Consider the following 20,431-nt stretch of genomic DNA (forward strand, 5'->3'; position numbering starts at 1 on the left):
AAAGGGGGGCTTGGGGCAGAAGGCTCAGACCATCATCTCCTTGGTCGCCGACAGGGTAATGTCGGGATAATCCCGCACCACGCGGTCGATGTCCCATTGCAGGCGAGTCAAATATACGATGTCGCCGTCGTGGTCATAAGAAATGTGCTGTTTGTTGGCGTTGACGAATTTGTCGACCGCAGTTTTGTCACCGGTGACCCAGCGGGCGGAGGTGAACTGCGATTGGTCAAAGCGCACCGGCAGGCCGTATTCCAGTTCGATCCGGCTCGCCAGAACCTCAAACTGCAGAGCGCCCACAACGCCGACAATAAAGCCAGAGCCGATGGAGGGTTTGAACACCTTGGCGGCGCCCTCTTCGGCAAATTGCATCAGCGCCTTTTCCAGGTGCTTTGCCTTCATTGGATCGCCTGCGCGTACGCCCTGCAACAGTTCTGGGGCAAAGGACGGGATGCCGCTGACGCGCAGCGCTTCGCCTTCGGTCAGCGTGTCGCCAATGCGCAGCTGGCCGTGGTTGGGAATACCAATGATATCGCCGGCCCAGGCCTCTTCCGCCAGTTCGCGGTCAGATGCGAGGAACAGCACCGGGTTAGAGATGGCCATGGGTTTCTTGCTGCGCACATGGGTCAGCTTCATGCCGCGTTTGAAGTGACCAGAGGCCATGCGCACAAAGGCGACGCGGTCGCGGTGCTTGGGGTCCATGTTCGCTTGGACCTTGAACACAAAGCCGGAAACTTTCTTTTCCTCGGGCGCGATTTCGCGTGGCGAGGCGGATTGCACCTGCGGTTCGGGGCCGTATTGGCCAATGCCGTTCATCAGCTCCTGCACCCCGAAAGAGTTGATCGCAGAGCCGAACCAGATCGGGGTCATGTGCCCCTCAAGAACCGCCTGCGGATCTAGCGTGGGCAGGAGTTCCTTGGCCATTTCGATTTCTTCGAGGAACTTTTCCAGCAGGTGCGCGGGCACGTGCTCGGCCAGTTTGGGGTCATCCAGACCTTCGATCTGAATGCTTTCAGCGATTTTGTTGCGGTCGGCGCGGTCCATCAGCTCCAGACGGTCGCGCAGAATGTCATAACAGCCGACAAAGTCGCGGCCCACACCGATGGGCCAGCTGGCGGGCGTTACGTCGATCGCCAGCATTTCCTGAATTTCGTCGATGATTTCAAAGGTGTCGCGGCTTTCGCGGTCCATCTTGTTACAGAAGGTCAGGATCGGCAGGTCGCGCAGGCGGCAGACCTCGAACAGCTTCTGGGTCTGGCTTTCCACACCCTTTGCACCATCGATCACCATCACTGCCGCATCCACCGCGGTCAGCGTGCGATAGGTGTCTTCCGAGAAGTCCGAGTGGCCGGGCGTGTCCACCAGATTGAAGCGGAAGTTCTGGAAATCAAAGGACATCGCCGAGGCCGAGACCGAGATCCCGCGATCCTTTTCCATCTGCATAAAGTCCGAGCGCGTGCGGCGCGCTTCGCCCTTTGCGCGCACCTGACCGGCCATCTGGATGGCACCCCCATAAAGGAGGAATTTTTCAGTCAGGGTCGTCTTGCCGGCATCCGGGTGCGAGATGATCGCAAAGGTGCGACGGCGCGCGATCTCGGGCGGCAGGTCGGGGCGGTTTTGTGCGGTGTCCAACATGGGCCAGCCCTTAGCCAGAAATGCGGCCTGAGGCAAGGGAAAGCAGGGATCCGAAGGGGTCAGGCTGCTCGCTCGCGGTTGGGCTGCGACGCTATGGTTGCCATCAGCGCCTGCTCCAGAGCTTTGCCCTCTTGGGTTGCCAGAATTTGGGACAGCTTCTCTTGCCACAGCTCAAGCGACCGGGCGCGCAGCATAAACAGCCGTCCCTTGCTCAACTTGTCGAGCCGCGCCATTTCTTCGCGCACCGCAGGCAGGTGGCGCTGAATGGTCAGATCTTCTTCGAAATTGTAGTTGAAGCGGTTCCAATAGGCCAGTTCCACCTCCCGATCCGGATGAGAGGAGCTGCCGCGGCGGCTTTTGAGGAGAAAGCTTGAAAGATCCCGCAAAGGGTAGTGGTTGACCTGCGCGACCGCCCGCATCAAAGGATCAGTGCTGCGCCAGGTGGGGTTCGGCAACAGCCCCCAGTTCAGCCCGGAGCCGTTTACAGTCACCGGATCTGTCTTTTGACAGGCACGTGGCCCATGGATGCCAGGGCGGTGGAAACTTTTGGTTTTGAAAAGGGTCTTGAACCCCATACGGCGGTCCATGATCCGACGCGCTTCGTCGGTCAGGGTGAAGCGTTCTGTTATCAGATCCGAGGACAGCGGGACATGGCCGCCACAGCCGAAGTTGCGCCAGTTGAGCCGGATTTCATCCGCATGACCCAACGCGGTGACCAGATCACCAACCTTGCCCTCGCCGAGTTTCACATTCAGGAACTCATCCCCGTCAAGCGCCATGCACCATGTGGCGGCGGAGAAATCCGCATGGAAAGAGGCGCGGCGATAGGCTTTGTTCTGCCATTGCTTTTTAGGGCAGTCATTGCGGAAATAGCGAATGGCGCCCAATCGGTCCAAAGTGCGCAGGGTTTTCTGAGTCTCGTCGTCGCTGTCGTTTTGGTAGATATGGATCTGATCAAAACCAATCACGCGGTGATAGGCCACCCATTCAAGAATATTGGGGCCTTCGTTTTTGACGGTTGTCACAAGCAAAGAATTTGATGTCAAAGAACTGTCTCAAAAAAGTGAATTCTAAAATCTTGGCGCGAAATGGCCTCGCCAAACATAGAATCCCCCTTAGGGAGAGTGCAATTCAACGTTGAATTTTAGAGGGATTGACCTTGGGGTAACTTTGGCGCGGCTTAGCGCAGCGACGCCCGCTTCAGCAGGTCCACCGCGTCGGGGCGGTTCAGGAGGGTCTCTTTCACCTCGAGCCCATGGTTGGCGCGCGGGCCATGAGCTGGGGCGTGCGACGGGCCATGGGCGGCCTGTGCGGTGATCGCGGTCAAAACGTCCTCGGGCAGGGCGGTGCGGGTGACCGGGTCCAGAAGCAGGCTTTCGGCGGCGATGCCTTCGGCATAGATGATGTGATGGCGGTCAAAGAGGATCTGGAAGTAATCCACATAGCCGCCGTCTTGCACCACGACACTGGTGCCATTGACCAGATCCGCCGCGCGCACCAAGAGCTCGGGACTGCCCGCGCCAAGCGCGTCGTGGCGTTGATAGACCATCAACCGGTGATCCGGGCTGACCAAAAGGTCGCGGGTGTTGTTCAGCACATTTGCGCGGATCAGGATCGGCGCCATGGCCCCCACCGCGCGGGTTGTGGTCTGGCCGATCCATGTGACCTCCTGGATGCCTGCATCGCGGGTCAGGATTTTGTCACCGGGGCGCAGGTCTTCGATCGGGCGCTGTTCGCCGGTGCCCATGGTGATATGGGTGCCCCGGCTGAAGGCGACGCAGGCGGCCTGCGCGAGGGTGGTTCGGGCACGGTCACGGCTGGCGCTGACCAGTCGGTAGCCGGTTTCCACCTGTAGCGGGGCAAGCGGCAGCAGGTAGATTTCGGCGATCATGTGGTCGGTGTCCACTTCGACCATCACCAGCGCATCGACGTTTGGGCCGCTGTCAGGCATCAGGGTCAGGGCGCAGTCCAGATGCAACTGTGCGCCGGGTGCGCCCACCTGCGTGTCGCTGTGCACGCGGAAACTGCCGTCCCCTTCGGCAACCAGCCCAAGGCGGGCGGGGTCGCTGCCTGCGGCAAGTTCGTAGATATCATCGAGCATCAGATCCTCGAGCACACCGAGGCTGTCGCCCATATTGGCCCCCAGTTCCACCCGAAAGGACCGCGCGCGATAGGCGGGGATCGATTGGATCGATTGGCTGGTGCCCGGGAACGGGTTGGGCAGGGGGGGGGCGTCAGGCACGGGCGGGCTTTCTGGGTCGAAGGGCAAATCAGGTCTTGTGAGGTCGAGGGTGTTTTATCTTAACCTTTTAGAATTTCTAAGCCGTAAATGTGACCGGAACTCGGCCCCTTGGGGGCGAGAATGCGAAAGCACCTCTGGTCTGGGTGGGGATGCTGTGCCATCAATCGCTCAACAGACAAAATGGGGAGTTCGAAATGGATCTTGGAATTCGTGGCAAACGGGCGCTGGTCTGCGCATCAAGCAAGGGTTTGGGACTGGGCTGTGCTGAGGCCCTGGCTGAGGCAGGCGTGGACCTGGTGATGAACGCGCGCGGTGCAGAGGCACTGGAGGCCGCAGCGGCTGATATTCGCGCCCGCTTTGGCGTGGATGTGGTGACCGTGGCCTGCGATGTGACCACGGCCGAAGGGCAAGAGAAACTGCTTTCCGCAGCGGAAGGAGTTGATATCCTTGTGAATAACGCGGGCGGCCCGCCGCCGGGCTTGTGGTCTGATTGGGAACGCGACGATTTCATTGCGGCGCTGGACGCCAATATGCTGACCCCGATCACCTTGATGAAAGCCATGATGCCGGGGATGATTGAAAAGGGGTGGGGCCGGGTGGTCAACATCACCTCGCAGTCGGTCAAAGCGCCGATCGCGGTGCTGGGGCTGTCAAATTCGGCCCGGGCTGGGCTGACCGGCTATGTGGCCGGTACCGCACGGCAGGTGGCCGAGCATGGCGTTATTATCAACAATATCCTGCCCGGCATTCACGACACGGATCGCGCATTGTCACTCGACACCGGTGTTAGCCAACAGCAAGGCATCGATTTGACGCAGGCGCGCGCCAATCGCGAGGCGACGATTCCCGCGCGCCGCTATGGCACCCGTCAGGAATTCGGTGCGACCTGCGCGTTCCTATGTTCGCAGCATGCGGGCTTTATCGTCGGGCAGAATATTCTGCTGGATGGCGGCGCGACTAACGCGACGCTCTGAGGGCAGACGGATGGCACGCACGGCGCAGGTGGATCAGGGCTATTCTCTCAAGGATGAGCTGTTTAACGCGACCAAAATAGAAGGGCTGGCGGCGCTGTTTGCGCCGCACGCGCCGGGCTTCAGCGCTGCCGGTTTTACGGGCGACGTCATGAGCCGGATGCTTGATCTGGAGCTGAAGGCCAGGATCAGCTGGATCGCAGACTGCCTGCAACGCCATGTGCCGGGGGATCTGCACACCATTGCCCCGGTGCTGCGCGCCGCCCTGCCGCCACCATTGGATCCGACCCTGACAGATGATGACTTTGGCGATTTCATCTATGCGCCTTTGGGGGAATGGGTCACCGATCTGGTCACGGAAGACAGCCGCGATCTGGGGCTGGACCTGCTGGAAGAGATCACCCAGCGGTTTTCGATGGAATGGGCGCTGCGCCCGTTTCTGCTGAACTGGCCCGAGGAAACCCTGGCGCGGGTTGCGGATTGGTGCGCGCACGACAACTACCATATCCGGAGGCTGGCGAGCGAAGGAACGCGACCACGTCTGCCATGGGGGCAGGCGGTAGGCTTGCCGTTTGACGCAACCTTGCCGGTTCTTGCGCGGCTTTACGGGGATCGCACCCGCTATGTGACCCGGTCGGTGGCCAATCACCTGAATGATATTGCAAAAAAAGATGCAGAGCTGGTGGTCGACACCCTGACAGCCTGGCAGGCACAAGGCCAGCAGGCGGAAAAAGAGATGGCCTGGATCACCGCCCATGCGCTGCGCGGGTTGGTCAAAGCCGGTCATCCCGGGGCGCTGGCGCTGCTGGGCTATGACCCCGATATGGACGTCGATGTCAGACTGTCCTGTCCGGCCTCGGCTGTCATTGGTGAGAAACTGGCGTTTTCTTGTGACATCCAGGGGGCAACCGGCGCAGGCGTTTTGGTGGACTACCGGATCACCTTCTGTCGGCCAGGGGGGAAGTCTTCGGTCAAGGTCTACAAGCTGAAACAAGCCAAGATCGGCACATCCGGGCTGACCCTGTCCAAGGCGCATGGTCTGAAGGCCAATGCCTCGACCTTTACACTGGTGCCGGGCGCGCATCTGCTCGAGGTTATGGTCAACGGTCGGGTGCGGGCACAGGCGACTTTTGACTTGGTTGAAGATGCCGACTAAGCGGCGCCTACGATGCGGCTTCCTTGCGCGCGGACTGAGCAGTTGCTATCTGCCTGCCTCAGAGCCCGTTTTTGGGCCGTGTCGCCTTTGAACAGATGTTGATCCTATGACCACGCTCCACGCCTCTTCTGCTGCCGATCTACTGCCCGAACCCCGGCTGGAGATCCGCAATCTGCGCCGCTTTTTTGATGGCCGCCCGGTGGTGGATGATGTGTCGTTGAAGGTCCAGAAAGGGCAGGTGACCTGCCTTCTGGGCCCGTCCGGCTGTGGCAAATCCACGACCCTGCGGATGATCGCAGGCGTCGAAATGCAGGATTCGGGCCAGATTTATGTGGACGGCAAGCTGATCTGTGACACGGTGTTTCGGGTGCCCCCCGAACGGCGCGAGATTGGCCTGATGTTTCAGGATTTTGCGCTGTTTCCGCATTTGAGTGTCGCAGACAATGTGGCTTTTGGACTGAAAGGCAGCCGCGCAGAGAAACGCGCCCGCGTCGAAGAACTGCTGACCCGCGTGTCGTTGGCGCGTCACATTGACAGTTTCCCGCACGAGCTGTCCGGCGGCGAACAGCAGCGTGTGGCCCTGGCGCGCGCGATTGCACCCCGGCCTAAAATCATGCTGATGGACGAGCCATTTTCCGGGCTCGACAATCGTCTGCGGGACGGCATCCGGGACGAAACCCTGAGCCTTCTGAAAGAAGAAGAGGCGGCTGTGGTTCTTGTGACGCATGAACCCGAAGAGGCCATGCGTATGGGCGATGAAATCGCACTGATGCGCGGTGGCAAGATTGTGCAGCAGGGCGCGCCCTATAATGTTTACACCCGACCGATCGACAAGGCTGCGGTGGCGTTCTTTTCAGATGTGAACATTCTGCATGCCACGGTAAACGGTGCGCTGGCGCAGACGCCTTTTGGCGATTTCTTTGCACCGGGGCTGGAAGATGGCACTGAGGTCGAAATCGTGTTCCGGCCGCAGCATATCCGCATCGATTTTGATCGCGCCGGTCGGGGACCAGAGCCGACCGCAAAAGACGGCGTTGCTGCGCGCGGTCGGGTAAAACGAGCCCGGTTCCTTGGCAATGAAAGCTTGGTGGAATTCCAGATGGACTTTGGCACGGTGCTCAAGGCAACGGTGCCAAATGTATTCTTACCTGCGGAAGGCCGGGCCATGTGGCTGACCGTGCCGCGCAACCGGTGTTTCGTCTTTCCGCGCTAACCGCACCGCTGGGCCGAGGCAGGAACTCCCGCCCGTCGGGCCCGCATTAAAATGCGCGCCCTCCCGTTGGGCATAGCGCCGCGCGCGCCCCGCAGGGGCGCGCGCGGCGCCGGTCGCTTCGGGCGCAGCCCGAAGCGAAACATCTCTGCGGCTCGGTTCTGCAACACGTCGGGCCTGTGCTTAGGTCTCGGGGGAATAATCCTGCAGCCGTTTGCCGGGTTCCTCCACGAAGAGCTCGGGCAGGGGATCTGCGGTCTCTATCAGATCGACCCGGAACACCCGGAACCCTTCGCGCAGTTCGCACCAGCCGGTCAGCGTCCAGACCCGTCCCCAATACTCCATATGCAGCGGTCGGATCACCCGATTGGTGAGCGTGCCGTCCAGCCTGCGATAGCTGAGGCGGAGCTTCTGGCGCGCTTTGATCGCCGCGCGCAGAACCGGCATATGGGCAAAGCCGCGTGTCGCATTGGCAAACGGGTAGACCGCGAATTTCCATTGTTCCGCTTCGCTTATGGTCTCGGTCGGCAGAACCGCATCCACTTTTGAGGCCAGCGACTGAGCCGCCTGTTTCAGTTCGAGATCTGCGGCCTCGCCCACGATCGCCATGCCAAGATGCAGGGCCTCCAATTCTTCCACGGTCAGGGTGAGCGGGGGGAGGGTGATCGCCTCGCGGACCATATAGCCAACGCCGCGCTCCCCTTCGACCGGTACGCCGGAGGCCACGAGCGTGTCCATGTCGCGGTAAATCGTGCGGACCGACACCTCGAGCCGGTCTGCGATGTCCTGCGCGCGGTGCAATTTGCCGTCGCGCAGGATCTGGATGATTTCAAAAAGGCGGTCAGTGCGGCGCATGGGGCCTAGCTTTCGCGCGGCACGCCGCCGGGGTCAACCGCCATTGGCAGGGCTTACGCCGCTGCCGACCAAAGCTTGGTTTCGTGCCACATCTGCAATGTGGTCTTGTCGATCATCCCCATAAGCGCCTGTGCGCATTCATGTTCCGGGAAGGCCTTGGCAGCCGCCAGCGCGCTGTCCATATCCGCCCAGGTGACATAGTCCGTCCAAGTGCCGTCCTCAGCCAGCGATAGGGCGCGCGCGCGAAAGCCCGGTTGCGCCTGTACGAAGGCATCGGTCTTGGCACAGGCCGCGACATAGTCCTCGGCCGTCACACCGGCGTTCAGTTTAAAGCGCACCATTTCAATTACAGCGGTTGTCATCGTCTTTTCCTTTGTTTGACGTTTGTAGTGCGGCCGGTTTAACAAGGAGCAACTGACACAAACCTGTCAGTTGCTTTCAGGCAAATGGAAATCTGCCAGATTTCTTGGTGGATTCCCCGCGTCCTTGCCAACCCAAGCTTGGCGTAAGGCGCAACCGGGCCCTATGTCTTGAGGCAGAGAAACGAATTTCCGGGCATGGCCCCGCCAAGAGGCGCCCCTGTCCGCAGCAGAAAGGCAAAGAACATGCTGAACAATATTGGTCTTCCGGGTCTTCTTCTTATCGCCGTTGTGGTGCTTGTCCTGTTTGGTCGCGGCAAAATTTCCTCCTTGATGGGCGAAGTGGGCAAAGGCATCACCGCGTTCAAGAAGGGCGTGAATGACAGCACCAAGGAACTCGAGGAAGAAGCGGCTGACACGGCCAAGGATGTCACACCCGAAGCCGAAAAAGATAAGGCGTAATTCCTTATGTTCGATCTCGGCATGACCGAGCTGATGGTCATTGGCATTGTTGCCCTGATCGTCGTCGGACCCAAGGATCTGCCCAAGCTGTTCCAGAACGTTGGCCGCTTTGTCGGCCGCGCCCGGGGCATGGCGCGCGAATTTTCCCGCGCCATGGAGGACGCCGCCGACCAGTCTGGCGTGAAGGACAGCATGAGCGACATGCAAAAGGCGTTCAAGACGGCCTCCAACCCCATGGGCGCTGCCTTTGATGGGGTAAAGCAAGCCGCGCAGGACGTGAAGAATTCGGTCGATCCGACCAAGTTTGATCCCGAAAGCGAGACCGGCAAGCTGGCGGCGGAACGCGCTGAGAACGCCAAGAAAATCCAGGCAGCCACAGCCCGTGCCGCAGCAGAGCGCAAAGCGCGCGAAGCGCAGGAAGCGATGGAGACGGCGGAGAAATACGAGGCGGAGCTGGCCGCAACCAAAGCGCCCGCGCCAGAGGCCGCAGCCCCGGCGCCGCCCAAGGATGACAGCACGACATGAGCCAAAGCGACGATATTGAAGACTCCACAGCGCCGCTGATTGAACATCTGGCAGAGCTGCGCACCCGGCTGATCCGCTCGGTCCTTGCCTTTATTGTAGGTATTATCCTGGCCTTCACCGTGGCAGAGCCGATCTTGCAGTTCCTGCTGCAACCGATCGAAGCCAGCCTGCGCGCACTTGGTGATCCGTCGCCGACGTTGCAGTATACCTCGCCGCAGGAATATCTGTTTACGCTGTTCCGCATCTCTATGGTGTTTGGCTTTGCGCTGTCCTTCCCGGTGATTGGTCACCAGCTGTGGCGGTTTGTGGCGCCGGGCCTCTACAAAAGCGAGAAGGGCGCGTTTCTGCCGTTCCTGATTGCCTCGCCCTTTATGTTTCTGCTGGGTGCGGCCTTTGCGCAGTTTGTGGTCACCCCGCTGGCGATGCAGTTCTTTCTGGGATTTGCGGATGTGGCTTCTGTCTTTGCCAACCTGATGCAGGGTGCCGTGCAGGAGGTGCCTGGTGATGTGGCGGTGGTGCCTGAAACCGCAGAGGGTGTGAAAATCACCTTCTTTGGCAAGGTGAACGAGAGCCTTGATATTACGCTCAAATTCATCATGGCCTTTGGCCTGTGCTTCCAGCTTCCGGTGCTGCTGACCCTGATGGGCAAGGCTGGACTGGTGACCGCCGAAGGTCTGGGTGGCGTGCGCAAATATGCGATGGTGGGCATTCTGGTGCTGGCCGCGCTGGTCACCCCGCCGGATGTGGTGACCCAGCTGATCCTGTTCACCGTGGTCTATGGCCTCTATGAGGTGTCGATCTTCCTTGTGGCCCGCGTTGAGAAAAAGCGCGAAGCCAAGCTGCGGGCCGAGGGCTTCTACGACGACGAAGTCGAAGGCGAATAAGCCGCCGGTAAAGACACAAAAAGACGCCCCCAATTGGGGGCGTTTTCTTTTGCGGCGCTCAGGCGCAGTCTCAGGGGCAGCTTCAGCTGGGGCGCACGGCCAACAGGACCAGATCCAATTCTTCCTCGAGCTTCTGAAGTTTCTTCAGTTTTTCTTCCGACAGCTCCGCATTGTCGGTGTCGACTTCGGACAGGGCAACAATCGGTGATCCGAGTTCTTTTTCCAGCGCCTGAATGGCGGAAATCTTATCAGCATCGAGCGAAGCAATCGGGTAGAGCATCTGTTTCTCCAGAAGATGTGGAAGGTGGGTCTGCTTTTTAAGGTAGGTCCAAGTTCCAGCATGGCAATTCCGCACCGCCCGACGCAAGAGGGCGGGGCGCGGGAGCAGGCTTGCCCCAATCGGCGGAACATGGTTTGTCAGTGCAAAACACAGGAGACACAGCGGATGAGCCAGCAGGCCGACCAGACCCTTATGACCCGTATTGCCGAGGCCCTGGAACGTATGGCGCCCGCGCCGGGTGGGGCACCAGATTTTGAGGCCGCGTCCGGCTTTGTCTGGCATGTCGTCCCGGACCGGCTAGAGCCGGTGCCTGCGATCAACCGGGTGGATCTGGATCTGCTGGTGGGGATTGACCGCTCTCGCGAGACGCTTTTGGACAACACCCGGCGTTTCGCCAAAGGTTTTGCCGCCAATAATGCGCTGTTGTGGGGCGCGCGGGGGATGGGGAAATCGTCGCTGGTGAAGGCCATCCACGGCACGCTGAGTGCGGATCACCCGGAGCTGAAACTGGTGGAACTGCAGCGCGAGGATCTGCCCTCGGTCAGCCGCTTGATGAACCACCTGCGCGGTGCGCCTTACCGGTTTATCCTGTTCTGCGATGACTTGTCATTCAGCCATGACGATCAGCATTACAAAAGCCTGAAGGCCGTTCTGGATGGCGGGATCGAGGGGCGCCCGGACAATGTGGTGCTTTATGCGACCTCGAACCGACGTCACCTGATGCCCCGCGACATGATCGAAAATGAACGCTCCTGCGCCATTAATCCGGCCGAAGCGGTCGAGGAAAAGGTGTCGCTGTCCGATCGCTTTGGCCTCTGGCTTGGCTTCCACCCCTGTAACCAGGACGCCTATCTGGCGATGATCCGCGGCTACTGTGATGCGCATGGTCTCGAAATCGACGAAGACACCCTGCGGGCCGAGGCGATTGAATGGCAGGCCACGCGCGGCGCACGGTCTGGCCGCGTGGCGTGGCAATTCTTTACCGACCTCGCCGGGCGCCACGGGATTGCACTGCGCTAAGGTGTCAACTGGCGCGCGCGCGCAGCGCGCCCGGCCCAAACGGGAGAGATTGCATCTTTGATGCAAGCGAGACCGGCGGGAGCGCCCCGCCCGCCGCAGGCGAAAACGGGCCTCGCAAGGCCCGTTTGTGATCAGTTCAGATAAGGCAGCGGATCGACGCTTTCGAAACCGTCGCGGATTTCAAAATGCACATAGGCCTCGCCGCTGTCATCCTGACGCAGGCTGGCAATGGTCTGGCCACGATCCACCCGTTCGCCCTTGCGCACGCGGATGCCTTGGACATTGGCATAGACCGACAGCAGGTTGTTGTCGTGGCGCAGCACAAGGATCGGGATCTTATTGCTGTCCTCGGTGATGGCCGCCACGGTGCCTGACTCTGCGGCCTGCACTGGGGCTCCGGGCGCTCCCGAGATATCGATCCCATCGTTTTTGCCTTTGGCATAGGCGCGAATGATTTTGCCCTTCACCGGATAGCCCATTGCGCTTTCGGCTTTGCGGGTGGGCTTGGCAACCTCAACTGTCGGCGCCGGTTTGGCGGCTGTTGTGGCGGCGGGCTCTACCTCTTCCTTGGGCAGCGGTTTTGAGGCACTGGGCGGTTCGGGCGTGGCGCTGCCTTGCCCGGGCGCGGCCACCGCAGGGATCACTTCGGGTTTGGGCTGCGGTTTCGGTGCAGTCTGGTCTTTGACCGGGATCAGCAAAAGCTGGCCTTCGCGCACCGCAAAGTCAGAGCCAAGCCCGTTCCACTCGGACAGCGATTTCACCGGCACCTGGTACAGGCGCGAGATCGTATAGGCGGTTTCGCCGCGGGTGACCTTGTGACGGATCGGCTCCGGCCCGTCTTGTACCTCGGGTTTCACAACCGCAGGTTTCGGGCCTTCCTGCAGCTCGATCGTGGTGACAGAGCCGGGGTTGGGCGAAGACGCCGAGGCACTGTCAATCGCCGGGCCTGCGAGGGCTGCGATATCAACGCCGCCCGGGTTCGCACCCGTGCTGGACGCGCCCGGCGCTGTGTCCGGCGCTCGCCGTGGCAGCACCAGAACCTCGCCCTTGCGCAGCGGGTCGTCAACTTTGATACCGTTCAGGCGCGCGATCTCCGGGGCGGGCAGGCCAATGCGCTCTGCCACAGTGGCCAGCGTGTCGCCCCGGCGGGCCACGGCCACCTGATAAGACGGATATGTGATCAGCCCGCGCGCATCCGGCGTCGGGCGCAGCTCGGTCGCGGTCTGAGCCGCCTGCGTGGTGTTGAATGCGCCGATCTGACCGCGCAGGTCATAGTCCAGCGGTGCGGCACAGGCGGCCAACACCGCCAGCGAAGACACGGCCACGGTGCGACATAGGCTGCGACACAGGCTGCCACACTGGCGCGGGCCAAAAGCAGAAGGCGTTTGGATGGAAATCTGGTGGGTCATCTTTATGCTCTCCTCACAAGTCAACCCGGCGCGGCCACGTGGCGCGGGCGCATCGGGAGGGGCCCGGGCGGGCACGTCTGGGGCGCGTGCTCTGTTCTGTCCGGGGGCCTGTCCGGGGTCCTGTCCGGGCCGGCCTTGTAAACTGTTTACCAAATAAGGCCTGTTAGGTCTCTTTTCCAAGACCTTCCAGCAGCGGAACAAAGCGCACAGGGCGCAATTCGTCATATTCCAGCCCATTTTCGCTCTTGCGGACGCGGATTAGCGTCTGAACTGTATCGGATTGGCCTACGGGGACGACCATAATGCCGCCAACCTTGAGTTGCGAGAGCAGCGGGCCGGGCGGATCTTCGGCCGCGGCGGTGACGATGATTCGGTCAAACGGGGCCTGATCCGGCATGCCAAAGCTGCCATCGCCCACCAAGGAGGTAATATTGGAGAGGTTCAGCTGTTCAAACACCTGACGGGCTTCCTGCACCAGTCGTGCATGCCGGTCGATTGTGTAAACACGCCGCGCAATCCTGGCGAGAACCGCCGCCTGATAGCCGGAGCCTGTGCCCACCTCCAGAACCGTGTCACGGGGGCTGACCTGCAGCGCCTGGGTCATCAGACCAACCACCGAGGGTTGCGAAATCGTCTGCCCGCAGGAGATCGGCAGCGGCACGTCCTCATAGGCGCGTTCGGCAAAGATGCCGCGCAGAAACGCGCCGCGGTCGATGCTTTCCATGGCCTCGAGCACACGGGTTTCTGTTACCCCACGCGATCGCAGGGCAAAGAGAAACTGCATCTTTGTTTCGGCATCGAGCGCGTTCATTCGAGCCCTCTCATCGCCTCGAGTGCCGCTTGATCCGTGAGGTCGGCGCGCATGGGCGTCACCGAGATATCGCCATTAAGGTTCACAGCTGCATCCGTGCCGGGCGCACAGGCCACGTGCTGGTTGCCGCCACGAATCCACATATAGCGCCGCCCGTTGGGCGAGATCTGTTCTTCGGCCGAAAAGGAGGTATTGGGGCGCTTACCCTGTGGGGCTGCCCGCAGGCCTTTCACATCCGCCGCCGCGACGGGCGGGAAATTGATGTTATGAAACAGGCGGTAGCCTTCGGTATGGGCTGGCGTGGCCGCAAGGATTTTGCGGATCACCTCTGCGCCATGAGCCTGTGCGGCCTCGAAGGGGTTTTCCAAGTCTTTATTGGCGGGGCCAAAATACTGGGACAGGGCCATGGCCGGAAGATCTTGTAGGGCGGCCTCCATAGCACCACCGAGCGTGCCGGAATACATGGCGTTCTCCGCCGAGTTGTTGCCCCGGTTCACGCCCGACAGCACCAGATCGGGACGCTTGTTTTTTAAGATCACGTGGATGCCCGCCAGCACACAGTCCGCAGGGGAGCCTTCGGCGGCAAAGCGGCGCGGGCCGAGCTCGGAAATCATTGACGGATGCGCGTAGCTGATGCAATGGCCGACGCCGGATTGTTCAAAGGCGGGCGCCACAGTCCAGACTTCGCCCTCAGGGCCTGCGAGGGTGGCCGCAATATGTTCCAGCACGGCGAGCCCGGATGCGTTTATGCCGTCGTCGTTTGTGACCAGAATGCGCATGGAAAGCCCCTGAGTTTGTCCCTGAAAGCATGCACCATTTACGCGTTTGCGAAGATGGCCTGTGTCGGGAGGTTTCCTTCTGCATAGGCGGCAGGGGGAAAGGGGGCAAGAGGGATGGCTTGTCCAAATGGCAACAGTGTTGCCGACAGAGCGCGTTGTCTGAAAACGAGGCTATCGGCGCGTTGCAAGGACTGGGGCGCTGCCCCAGACCCCGGAGTATTTTGGGCCAAAAGAAGTGTCTGTGCCGCGTGCCCGTTCTGCGTGCCCGGGCCGTGTCTGTGCCCACTGGGGGTCAGGCGGCGAGGATTTGTGGCAGGAGGCGGGTGGCGGCCTCGGTTGGGCTGGTCAATGCGGCGCGATCTTCGCCGGGGAAAAACCGGCCCCGCAGGGAAGTTGGCATGGGCGGCGGGGTCAGGATCTGCACAGAGGGGCCGGTGGCTTCGGTTTCAGCCTGCCAGCTGCGCGCCAATGCCATCTGCGCGCCCTTTGTGGCGCCATAAGCGCCAAAGAATTTTTCGCCTGCGCGGGGGTCCTCAAAGAACACAGCGCGTCCGGATTGCCCCAGAAGCGGCGCCAGATAGGAAATCAGCACTGAGGTCGCGCTGGCGTTAATGTCCACTGATTTCTGCCAGTCCTTTGGCGCCACGAATTGCGCCGGGCTGAGGGGGGCGGCGTGAATGGCAGTGTGGGCCCAGAGATCCAGGCGGCCCCAGCGGTCATAGATGCCCCTGCAGAGGGTGGCCATCGCTTCGGGCACGCAGATGTCCATCGGCGCAAGGGTCGCAGATCCCCCGGCCGCTTTGATACGATCGTCGAGCTCTTCCAGTGCGCCGGTGGTGCGGGCCACGGCGACAATATGGTGGGTGGGGGCGAGGGCTTCGGCAAGCGCCGCGCCCAAGCCGCGCGAGGCACCGGTGATCAGGGCAATTTTCTGTGTCATGGCCCCTATTTGCGCCGCAGGCGGCGCAGCGGTCAAGTGCGCGTTGCGGTCGCAGCCGTGGTCACCGTCTGGGCCTAGTCGGCCAATAGGGGCAAACGCTGTGTCTGGCCATGTCGCAAGATCAGCAGACCTTCGCGGTCAATGGCCACAACCTCGCCATGGGCCAGCCGATTGCCGGGGGCGATCTGTTTGATCCGCCCAGACGGCATCCGCACCATCGCGCGCAGATCTGTTTCGGGCCCATAAAGACCGATCACCGCCAGCTGTCTGCTGTGCAGGATGTCGGGTTCCGTGGCAAAGCGCGCCACGTTTTCAGGAGTGTCAGCAGCCATAGAAGAACACCAATTAAGACTGATTACAGGGACGCGGCGTCCTAGCAGGCAAGGGCGGCGGGAAACAGCGACCGACCGGTAGGGGGGCGGTCGATCGGCCAAGTTTTGCTTAGTTTCGCGGGATGCGTGCAGGATCAGCTGTCGTACACAAGCGAGGGCAGATCATGCCCATAGGCTTGCAGCATGCCCAACAGCTCATCAAGATCGACGCCAATGTTCTGCATCCGGGCGAGATCGTGGTTGACCTCTGCGACCTGCAGTTCCGGGTATTCGCCATCGGGGCGCGGGTGCAGCATACAGGCCACAGGCCCCAATGGGCCAAACGGCAATTGGTTCGAAAGCCATGCGGGGCTCGCGCCCATCGATTCTGTTTCGCGCAGCTCGAACAGATCGAGGTAGGCGTCGAATTCGGCGATGCCGATGCCGGCCCAAGTGCCCAGGATAAATTCGTAATCCCCGCCTTCATTGATCGGGATCGCCAGAACCGCACGAATAAAGCGCAACTCTCCGAGGATGCAGAAGTCTTCGGTCAGCACATCGCCTTCAGCGGCAAAAACGGCCGCATTGTCCTGCACTGGCATGTCTTCGGGGCAGATGTCAGGGCGGTCACAGGTCAGGCTGAGGAGCTGTTCGAAGGTCGCACCGCAACAGCGGCATTGGCGCGAGGAATTCAGCATACGGGCGAAATGCGCGTTCAAGATGGTCTGCTTTCAGTCGGGCGGGCGTCTTCGGTCAGGCGTCGGCGGGTGGGTTCACAAAGAAGACGGCGCCGACCTTTTAAGGCGGCGCCGCAGGCTGGCCCGAAGGCCAAGTGTTGCGCTTACATAAGCGGCTTTAGGACAAATTACAAACCTCTGCGCGCATAGCTGCCATCTGCGGGGCGCGGGAGCCCCTGAGGCGACGGCAAAGGCCGGGGGTCAGCTCGCCATGGTCGCGCTGTTCCAGCTGGAGCCGGGCGTCGGCATGTCCTTGATTTTCTTGCTGACGCGGGTGCTGCCTTCGAGATTGGCAAGATAGTCTTCGGTGATATTGCCGGTAACATAATTGCCATCAAAGCAAGAGCAATCGAACTCTTTGATCTCTGGGTTGCCTTCCTGCGCGGCCCAGACCAGATCTTCAAGACGCTGATAGATCAGCTCGTCCACGCCCAGTTCTTCGCGAATCTCTGCGATGGTGCGATCGTGCGCAACCAGCTCGTGGCGGGTCGGCATGTCGATCCCATAAACGTTGGGGAATTTCACCGGCGGAGAAGCAGAGGCAATATAGACCTTCTTGGCACCTGCTTCGCGGCACATCTCTACGATCTTTTTGATGGTGTTGCCGCGCACGATGGAGTCATCGATCAGCAGGATATTGCGGTCTTTCATCTCGAGCGGGACAGCGTTCAGTTTGCGGCGCACCGATTTCTGACGTTCTTCCTGACCCGGCATAATGAAGGTCCGGCCCACATAGCGGTTCTTCACCAGTGCTTCGCGGTAGCGGATGCCGGTCGCATTCGAGACCTCCAGTGCCACAGGGCGGGCGCTGTCAGGGACCGGGATGATCGCGTCAATGTCCAGATCCAGTTCGGCAATCTGTTTGGCTAGTGTCTGGCCCATGCGCAGCTGGGATTTATAGACCGAAATGCCGTCCAGCATGCTGTCGGGACGCGCCAGATAGACGTATTCAAAGATACAGGGCGTCAGCTTGCCTTCGACGGCCTGGAATTCGTGCAGGTTGCCATCCAGATCCACCAGAAGCGCTTCGCCCGGCTTCACATCACGCAGCTTCTGGAAGCCGTTGATGCCGAAGGCCACGTCTTCCGAGGCAAAGGCGTAGTCATCGCCCTGACCGTCTTCATCCCGTTTGGCAACGGACAGCGGCCGGATGCCATGGGGGTCACGGAAGGCCAGCATGCCAACACCGGCGATCATGCAGATCACGGAATAGGCGCCCTGAACACGCTCCATCGTCATTTTCACGCCTGCAAAGATATTGCGGACGGGGTCCATATTGCCGTTCACCTTGATCGCGTCGGCGACTTTGTCGGCCAGAACGTTCAGGAGGATCTCGGAATCAGAGGTTGTGCGCAAGTGGCGGCTGTACTTGCCGGTGACCTTTTCGCGCTGTTCCTCTGTATTGGTGATATTGCCGTTGTGCACCAGATAGATGCCATAGGGCGCGTTGACAAAGAACGGCTGCGCTTCGGCTGCCGACAGCGACCCCGCGGTGGGGTAGCGCACATGGCCCATGCCCATCATACCGCGCAGCGTGTCGGCATCGCTGGGACCGAAGACGTCTTTGACCAGGCCATTGGCCTTGCGCTCGCGGAAGAAGTCGTTGTCATATGTGACAATGCCCGACGCGTCCTGACCCCGGTGCTGGAGCATCAACAGCCCGTCATATAGTTCCGCAAAGACGTGGTCGTTCCGGTTTGCGATCCCCAAAATCCCGCACATGGCTAGGCTCCAATTCTTATGTGGCGTTGCTGCTGTTGGCAGGGCAGAAAAATAGGTGTCGTGCCAAATTCGGTCCCACAAAACGCGGACACCCCCATGCGGGGGGCACGGGGGCGTGAAGCCGAATAGCAAAATGAGACAACAGCATGGGTCACAGCCTGCGCATCGCGGCGCAAGGGTCTGTTCGGCAGATCCGCTGTCGCGGACCAGATAGGAAAGAGAGGCTTCGACACTGGCGTCGGCTCCGAATCCGCTGTGGCGTGTGACGTCCCTCACATAGGGGGTCTTGGCGCTTATGTCACGAAAGGATCACAAAAGATTGGAGCGGCAGCGCCATCACTGGTGATGGCGCCCGGATTTACGCCGCGCGGCGGCCAAACAGCACATCCAGTGCGCTGGACGCCAGCCAATCCGCGGACCAAGACATGGCAGAGGGCAGGGATGGGGTGAAGCTGCGCTGAAGCGCGTCTTCATGGGCTGTGTCGGCCGCCATATCGGCCTCCAGTGCGATTTCCAGCAGATCCTTTGCGCCAGCATGGGCAAGGGCGCGGTTTTCCTCGGAGGCCAGCAGCTGGCGGGTCTCGGTCAAGGACAGGATCGGGTAGAAGCGGTCGTCGTCGCCGCAGAGGCTGTCGACCAGCATGCCACCTTCAGCCCACAGCAGTTCTTCTTCTTCCAGTTCGATGTGCACGCGCGCCATGCATTGCGGCAGGGTGGTTGTAATGCCTTTGTAGCCCACCAGCGAGATCAGCTTGGCCAGAACCACCGGGGTGCCAAACAGGCGATCTGCGGTATCGAGGTCCAGTGCCACGAGGGTGTCAGAGGGCAGTTCCAGTTCCGCGTCATTGCCCAGTGCCCCAACAGGCACGGTGACCATGGCGGTCAGGCGGGGCACGCAGTGGCGGATGTTCTGCACTTCGCGCAGGCCACCATCAAATGTCTGAACCATGTCGCCGGGGCGCAGGGAGCGGGCCTGGCGGAAGCCAGTGTCGGTCTCGATCAGGGTTGCGGGCAGAACGCCGCCGCTCTGAGGGCGCTGGATGGATTTGCCGGTCGCCGGTTTTGCAGCAGAGAAATCAAACAGCAGGTCAACCGGTTGGTAGTCGCTAAAGGCGGTCTTGTGATCCAGCAGCATGTCCGTGTCCCTTTCTGAGAGCCTGTTCGAGGTCAGGTGGCCGTTCTGGCCTTCGTTGGATGCTAGATGGCCCTCGAATTGGGACGGAAATGGGGCAGGCTTGCGGCCCGGGCTGCCCGATTCATAGAATTTGAACGAATTTTTCGGATTTTTCCGAAGGTTAACGGCCAACTTGGGGGTAAGTAACACTTTCTTAAGATTTGTTAAGACAATTATAGGTTGTACGTGTCCGTAGTTGAGGCGAATCCCAAGTGTTACCAAAAGGTTAACGCAATCTTGCCTAGCGTTAACTATCTGCCGAGGCCTGTGGATAAATCTGTGAATTGTTCAAAGGGCGAAAAAGAAAGGGCGCCCGAAAGCGCCCCTGTTTGTCCGGAATTGTGTCAGCTCTTAGCGAGAGCAGCTGCCGATCAGCTCTTCGTATTTGCCAGTCAGCCAGCCAAGCGCCTGCTCGGGGTTCTGATCCTCGACCTGATTGATCATACGGTTGAACACCACGGCAGAGCGGCTTTCGTCAACGACGGTAAAGCTCTGGCCGGTCATGACCACATTATAGACGAAGAAGGCAATTGCGATCAGCAGAATGCCCCGCAGCACTCCAAACAGGAAACCGCCGCCCTGATCCAATCCACCAAGCGCAGAGCGTTGAACCAGTCCCGACAACAGCGGGGTGAAGAAAGACACCACGATCAGCGCCACTGCAAAGACCGCAAAGAAAGCGACAATCATCGACAGTTCGCAGCTGTCGGAAATGAATTCTCCCACCACCGGCACTTCGGCCATCAGCGGCTCGACCTGCGCGGCAAAGAGGAAGGCCAGAATTGCCGCGGCAACCCAGCCCGCAATGGACATGATTTCGCGCACCAGCCCGCGGGAATAAGCGAGCAGCGCCGAAATGACGATAACCAGCGCTACGGCGCCGTCGATAATGGTGAAACCTTCCATGTCCCTGCCTTCAGTGTTCTGTCGCGACTCGATTTACGGGTATCTG

22 protein-coding genes are annotated in these 20,431 nt (G+C 60.6%); 7 read left to right on the top strand and 15 right to left on the bottom strand.

Going from position 1 to position 20,431, the window contains the following annotated elements; all coding sequences use genetic code 11:
- Positions 1-24: 24 nt before the first annotated feature.
- From TRM7557_RS14395 to TRM7557_RS14405, 3 genes are all read right to left on the bottom strand, one after another.
- Positions 25-1,632 (bottom strand): peptide chain release factor 3, encoded by a 1,608-nt coding sequence (locus TRM7557_RS14395; protein WP_058290921.1) that lies wholly within the window; start codon positions 1,630-1,632, stop codon positions 25-27.
- A 59-nt stretch (positions 1,633-1,691) separates the two neighbouring features.
- Positions 1,692-2,657, bottom strand: coding sequence for a glycosyltransferase family 2 protein (locus TRM7557_RS14400; protein WP_165592467.1), 966 nt, complete (start codon positions 2,655-2,657; stop codon positions 1,692-1,694).
- A 155-nt stretch (positions 2,658-2,812) separates the two neighbouring features.
- Positions 2,813-3,766, bottom strand: coding sequence for a Hint domain-containing protein (locus TRM7557_RS14405; protein WP_082626623.1), 954 nt, complete (start codon positions 3,764-3,766; stop codon positions 2,813-2,815).
- 302 nt (positions 3,767-4,068) lie between these two features.
- Between TRM7557_RS14405 and TRM7557_RS14410 the strand changes: the two genes are divergently transcribed.
- The 3 genes from TRM7557_RS14410 (at position 4,069) to TRM7557_RS14420 (ending at position 7,214) form a co-directional block, all read left to right on the top strand.
- Positions 4,069-4,848: an SDR family oxidoreductase gene (locus TRM7557_RS14410; protein ID WP_058290923.1), complete on the top strand. Its 780-nt coding sequence runs from the start codon at positions 4,069-4,071 to the stop codon at positions 4,846-4,848.
- Positions 4,849-4,876: 28 nt separating this feature from the next.
- On the top strand, positions 4,877-6,001 hold the full coding sequence (locus TRM7557_RS14415) for a hypothetical protein (RefSeq protein WP_058291061.1): 1,125 nt from the start codon (positions 4,877-4,879) through the stop codon (positions 5,999-6,001).
- Between the two features lie 106 nt (positions 6,002-6,107).
- A complete protein-coding gene (locus tag TRM7557_RS14420) occupies positions 6,108-7,214 on the top strand; it encodes an ABC transporter ATP-binding protein (RefSeq protein WP_058290924.1) in 1,107 nt (368 codons plus the stop codon).
- A 180-nt stretch (positions 7,215-7,394) separates the two neighbouring features.
- Here the strand turns inward: TRM7557_RS14420 and TRM7557_RS14425 are convergent, their stop codons facing one another.
- Positions 7,395-8,066 carry a helix-turn-helix transcriptional regulator gene (locus TRM7557_RS14425; RefSeq protein ID WP_058290925.1) on the bottom strand — a complete coding sequence of 224 codons (672 nt, stop codon included), beginning with the start codon at positions 8,064-8,066 and terminating at the stop codon, positions 7,395-7,397.
- A gap of 53 nt (positions 8,067-8,119) precedes the next feature.
- The gene (locus tag TRM7557_RS14430) at positions 8,120-8,428 is read right to left on the bottom strand and encodes an antibiotic biosynthesis monooxygenase family protein (protein ID WP_058290926.1); all 309 of its coding nucleotides are present in this window, start codon (positions 8,426-8,428) and stop codon (positions 8,120-8,122) included.
- A 243-nt stretch (positions 8,429-8,671) separates the two neighbouring features.
- Here TRM7557_RS14430 and tatA point away from each other — a divergent pair, with 243 nt between their 5' ends.
- The 3 genes from tatA to tatC are packed head-to-tail and all read left to right on the top strand — an operon-like array spanning position 8,672 to position 10,296.
- Complete coding sequence (gene tatA, locus TRM7557_RS14435; protein WP_058290927.1) at positions 8,672-8,887, top strand: twin-arginine translocase TatA/TatE family subunit; 216 nt, start codon at positions 8,672-8,674, stop codon at positions 8,885-8,887.
- 6 nt (positions 8,888-8,893) lie between these two features.
- Complete coding sequence (gene tatB, locus TRM7557_RS14440; protein WP_058290928.1) at positions 8,894-9,412, top strand: Sec-independent protein translocase protein TatB; 519 nt, start codon at positions 8,894-8,896, stop codon at positions 9,410-9,412.
- The gene (gene tatC, locus TRM7557_RS14445) at positions 9,409-10,296 is read left to right on the top strand and encodes a twin-arginine translocase subunit TatC (RefSeq protein ID WP_058290929.1); all 888 of its coding nucleotides are present in this window, start codon (positions 9,409-9,411) and stop codon (positions 10,294-10,296) included. Before tatB ends, tatC begins: the two co-directional genes overlap by 4 nt.
- An 82-nt stretch (positions 10,297-10,378) precedes the next feature.
- Here the strand turns inward: tatC and TRM7557_RS14450 are convergent, their stop codons facing one another.
- A complete protein-coding gene (locus tag TRM7557_RS14450; RefSeq protein WP_058290930.1) occupies positions 10,379-10,576 on the bottom strand; it encodes a hypothetical protein in 198 nt (65 codons plus the stop codon).
- Between the two features lie 165 nt (positions 10,577-10,741).
- On the opposite strand from TRM7557_RS14450, the gene TRM7557_RS14455 reads away from it, so the two are divergent.
- Positions 10,742-11,596, top strand: a complete 855-nt coding sequence (locus TRM7557_RS14455; RefSeq protein ID WP_058290931.1) for an ATP-binding protein — start codon at positions 10,742-10,744, stop codon at positions 11,594-11,596.
- 131 nt (positions 11,597-11,727) lie between these two features.
- Here TRM7557_RS14455 and TRM7557_RS14460 read toward each other — a convergent pair whose 3' ends face one another.
- From TRM7557_RS14460 to TRM7557_RS14500, 9 genes are all read right to left on the bottom strand, one after another.
- Positions 11,728-13,005 carry a peptidoglycan DD-metalloendopeptidase family protein gene (locus TRM7557_RS14460; protein ID WP_110590812.1) on the bottom strand — a complete coding sequence of 426 codons (1,278 nt, stop codon included), beginning with the start codon at positions 13,003-13,005 and terminating at the stop codon, positions 11,728-11,730.
- A gap of 163 nt (positions 13,006-13,168) precedes the next feature.
- Positions 13,169-13,816 carry a protein-L-isoaspartate(D-aspartate) O-methyltransferase gene (locus tag TRM7557_RS14465; RefSeq protein WP_058290932.1) on the bottom strand — a complete coding sequence of 216 codons (648 nt, stop codon included), beginning with the start codon at positions 13,814-13,816 and terminating at the stop codon, positions 13,169-13,171.
- Positions 13,813-14,595: a 5'/3'-nucleotidase SurE gene (gene surE, locus TRM7557_RS14470; RefSeq protein WP_058290933.1), complete on the bottom strand. Its 783-nt coding sequence runs from the start codon at positions 14,593-14,595 to the stop codon at positions 13,813-13,815. The genes TRM7557_RS14465 and surE overlap by 4 nt, the downstream gene beginning before the upstream one ends.
- Positions 14,596-14,887: 292 nt before the next feature.
- Positions 14,888-15,535 carry an SDR family NAD(P)-dependent oxidoreductase gene (locus TRM7557_RS14475; protein ID WP_058290934.1) on the bottom strand — a complete coding sequence of 216 codons (648 nt, stop codon included), beginning with the start codon at positions 15,533-15,535 and terminating at the stop codon, positions 14,888-14,890.
- Positions 15,536-15,609: 74 nt separating this feature from the next.
- Positions 15,610-15,867, bottom strand: a complete 258-nt coding sequence (locus TRM7557_RS14480) for a hypothetical protein (RefSeq protein ID WP_058290935.1) — start codon at positions 15,865-15,867, stop codon at positions 15,610-15,612.
- A gap of 134 nt (positions 15,868-16,001) precedes the next feature.
- Entirely contained in the window at positions 16,002-16,565 is a 564-nt protein-coding gene (locus tag TRM7557_RS14485; protein ID WP_082626619.1) for a DUF2199 domain-containing protein, read from the bottom strand.
- A gap of 219 nt (positions 16,566-16,784) precedes the next feature.
- Positions 16,785-18,305, bottom strand: a complete 1,521-nt coding sequence (gene purF / locus TRM7557_RS14490; RefSeq protein ID WP_058290936.1) for an amidophosphoribosyltransferase — start codon at positions 18,303-18,305, stop codon at positions 16,785-16,787.
- 358 nt (positions 18,306-18,663) lie between these two features.
- Positions 18,664-19,440, bottom strand: coding sequence for a Hint domain-containing protein (locus TRM7557_RS14495; protein WP_058290937.1), 777 nt, complete (start codon positions 19,438-19,440; stop codon positions 18,664-18,666).
- Positions 19,441-19,830: 390 nt separating this feature from the next.
- The gene (locus TRM7557_RS14500; protein WP_058290938.1) at positions 19,831-20,385 is read right to left on the bottom strand and encodes a CvpA family protein; all 555 of its coding nucleotides are present in this window, start codon (positions 20,383-20,385) and stop codon (positions 19,831-19,833) included.
- Positions 20,386-20,431 lie beyond the last annotated feature (46 nt).

Source organism: Tritonibacter multivorans (assembly GCF_001458415.1).
GTDB classification, from domain to species: domain Bacteria; phylum Pseudomonadota; class Alphaproteobacteria; order Rhodobacterales; family Rhodobacteraceae; genus Epibacterium; species Epibacterium multivorans.

Bases quoted from the DNA above. Each gene is read 5' to 3' on its own strand.
- TRM7557_RS14500 (WP_058290938.1), bottom strand. From the start codon at position 20,385: ATGGAAGGTTTCACCATTATCGACGGCGCCGTAGCGCTGGTTATCGTC.
- tatB (WP_058290928.1), top strand. From the start codon at position 8,894: ATGTTCGATCTCGGCATGACCGAGCTGATGGTCATTGGCATTGTTGCC.
- TRM7557_RS14405 (WP_082626623.1), bottom strand. From the start codon at position 3,766: ATGGGCGACAGCCTCGGTGTGCTCGAGGATCTGATGCTCGATGATATC.
- TRM7557_RS14420 (WP_058290924.1), top strand. From the start codon at position 6,108: ATGACCACGCTCCACGCCTCTTCTGCTGCCGATCTACTGCCCGAACCC.
- TRM7557_RS14455 (WP_058290931.1), top strand. From the start codon at position 10,742: ATGAGCCAGCAGGCCGACCAGACCCTTATGACCCGTATTGCCGAGGCC.
- TRM7557_RS14425 (WP_058290925.1), bottom strand. From the start codon at position 8,066: ATGCGCCGCACTGACCGCCTTTTTGAAATCATCCAGATCCTGCGCGAC.
- TRM7557_RS14395 (WP_058290921.1), bottom strand. From the start codon at position 1,632: ATGTTGGACACCGCACAAAACCGCCCCGACCTGCCGCCCGAGATCGCG.
- surE (WP_058290933.1), bottom strand. From the start codon at position 14,595: ATGCGCATTCTGGTCACAAACGACGACGGCATAAACGCATCCGGGCTC.
- tatA (WP_058290927.1), top strand. From the start codon at position 8,672: ATGCTGAACAATATTGGTCTTCCGGGTCTTCTTCTTATCGCCGTTGTG.
- TRM7557_RS14410 (WP_058290923.1), top strand. From the start codon at position 4,069: ATGGATCTTGGAATTCGTGGCAAACGGGCGCTGGTCTGCGCATCAAGC.
- TRM7557_RS14495 (WP_058290937.1), bottom strand. From the start codon at position 19,440: ATGCTGCTGGATCACAAGACCGCCTTTAGCGACTACCAACCGGTTGAC.
- purF (WP_058290936.1), bottom strand. From the start codon at position 18,305: ATGTGCGGGATTTTGGGGATCGCAAACCGGAACGACCACGTCTTTGCG.
- TRM7557_RS14465 (WP_058290932.1), bottom strand. From the start codon at position 13,816: ATGAACGCGCTCGATGCCGAAACAAAGATGCAGTTTCTCTTTGCCCTG.
- TRM7557_RS14430 (WP_058290926.1), bottom strand. From the start codon at position 8,428: ATGACAACCGCTGTAATTGAAATGGTGCGCTTTAAACTGAACGCCGGT.
- TRM7557_RS14475 (WP_058290934.1), bottom strand. From the start codon at position 15,535: ATGACACAGAAAATTGCCCTGATCACCGGTGCCTCGCGCGGCTTGGGC.
- TRM7557_RS14460 (WP_110590812.1), bottom strand. From the start codon at position 13,005: ATGACCCACCAGATTTCCATCCAAACGCCTTCTGCTTTTGGCCCGCGC.
- TRM7557_RS14480 (WP_058290935.1), bottom strand. From the start codon at position 15,867: ATGGCTGCTGACACTCCTGAAAACGTGGCGCGCTTTGCCACGGAACCC.
- TRM7557_RS14450 (WP_058290930.1), bottom strand. From the start codon at position 10,576: ATGCTCTACCCGATTGCTTCGCTCGATGCTGATAAGATTTCCGCCATT.
- tatC (WP_058290929.1), top strand. From the start codon at position 9,409: ATGAGCCAAAGCGACGATATTGAAGACTCCACAGCGCCGCTGATTGAA.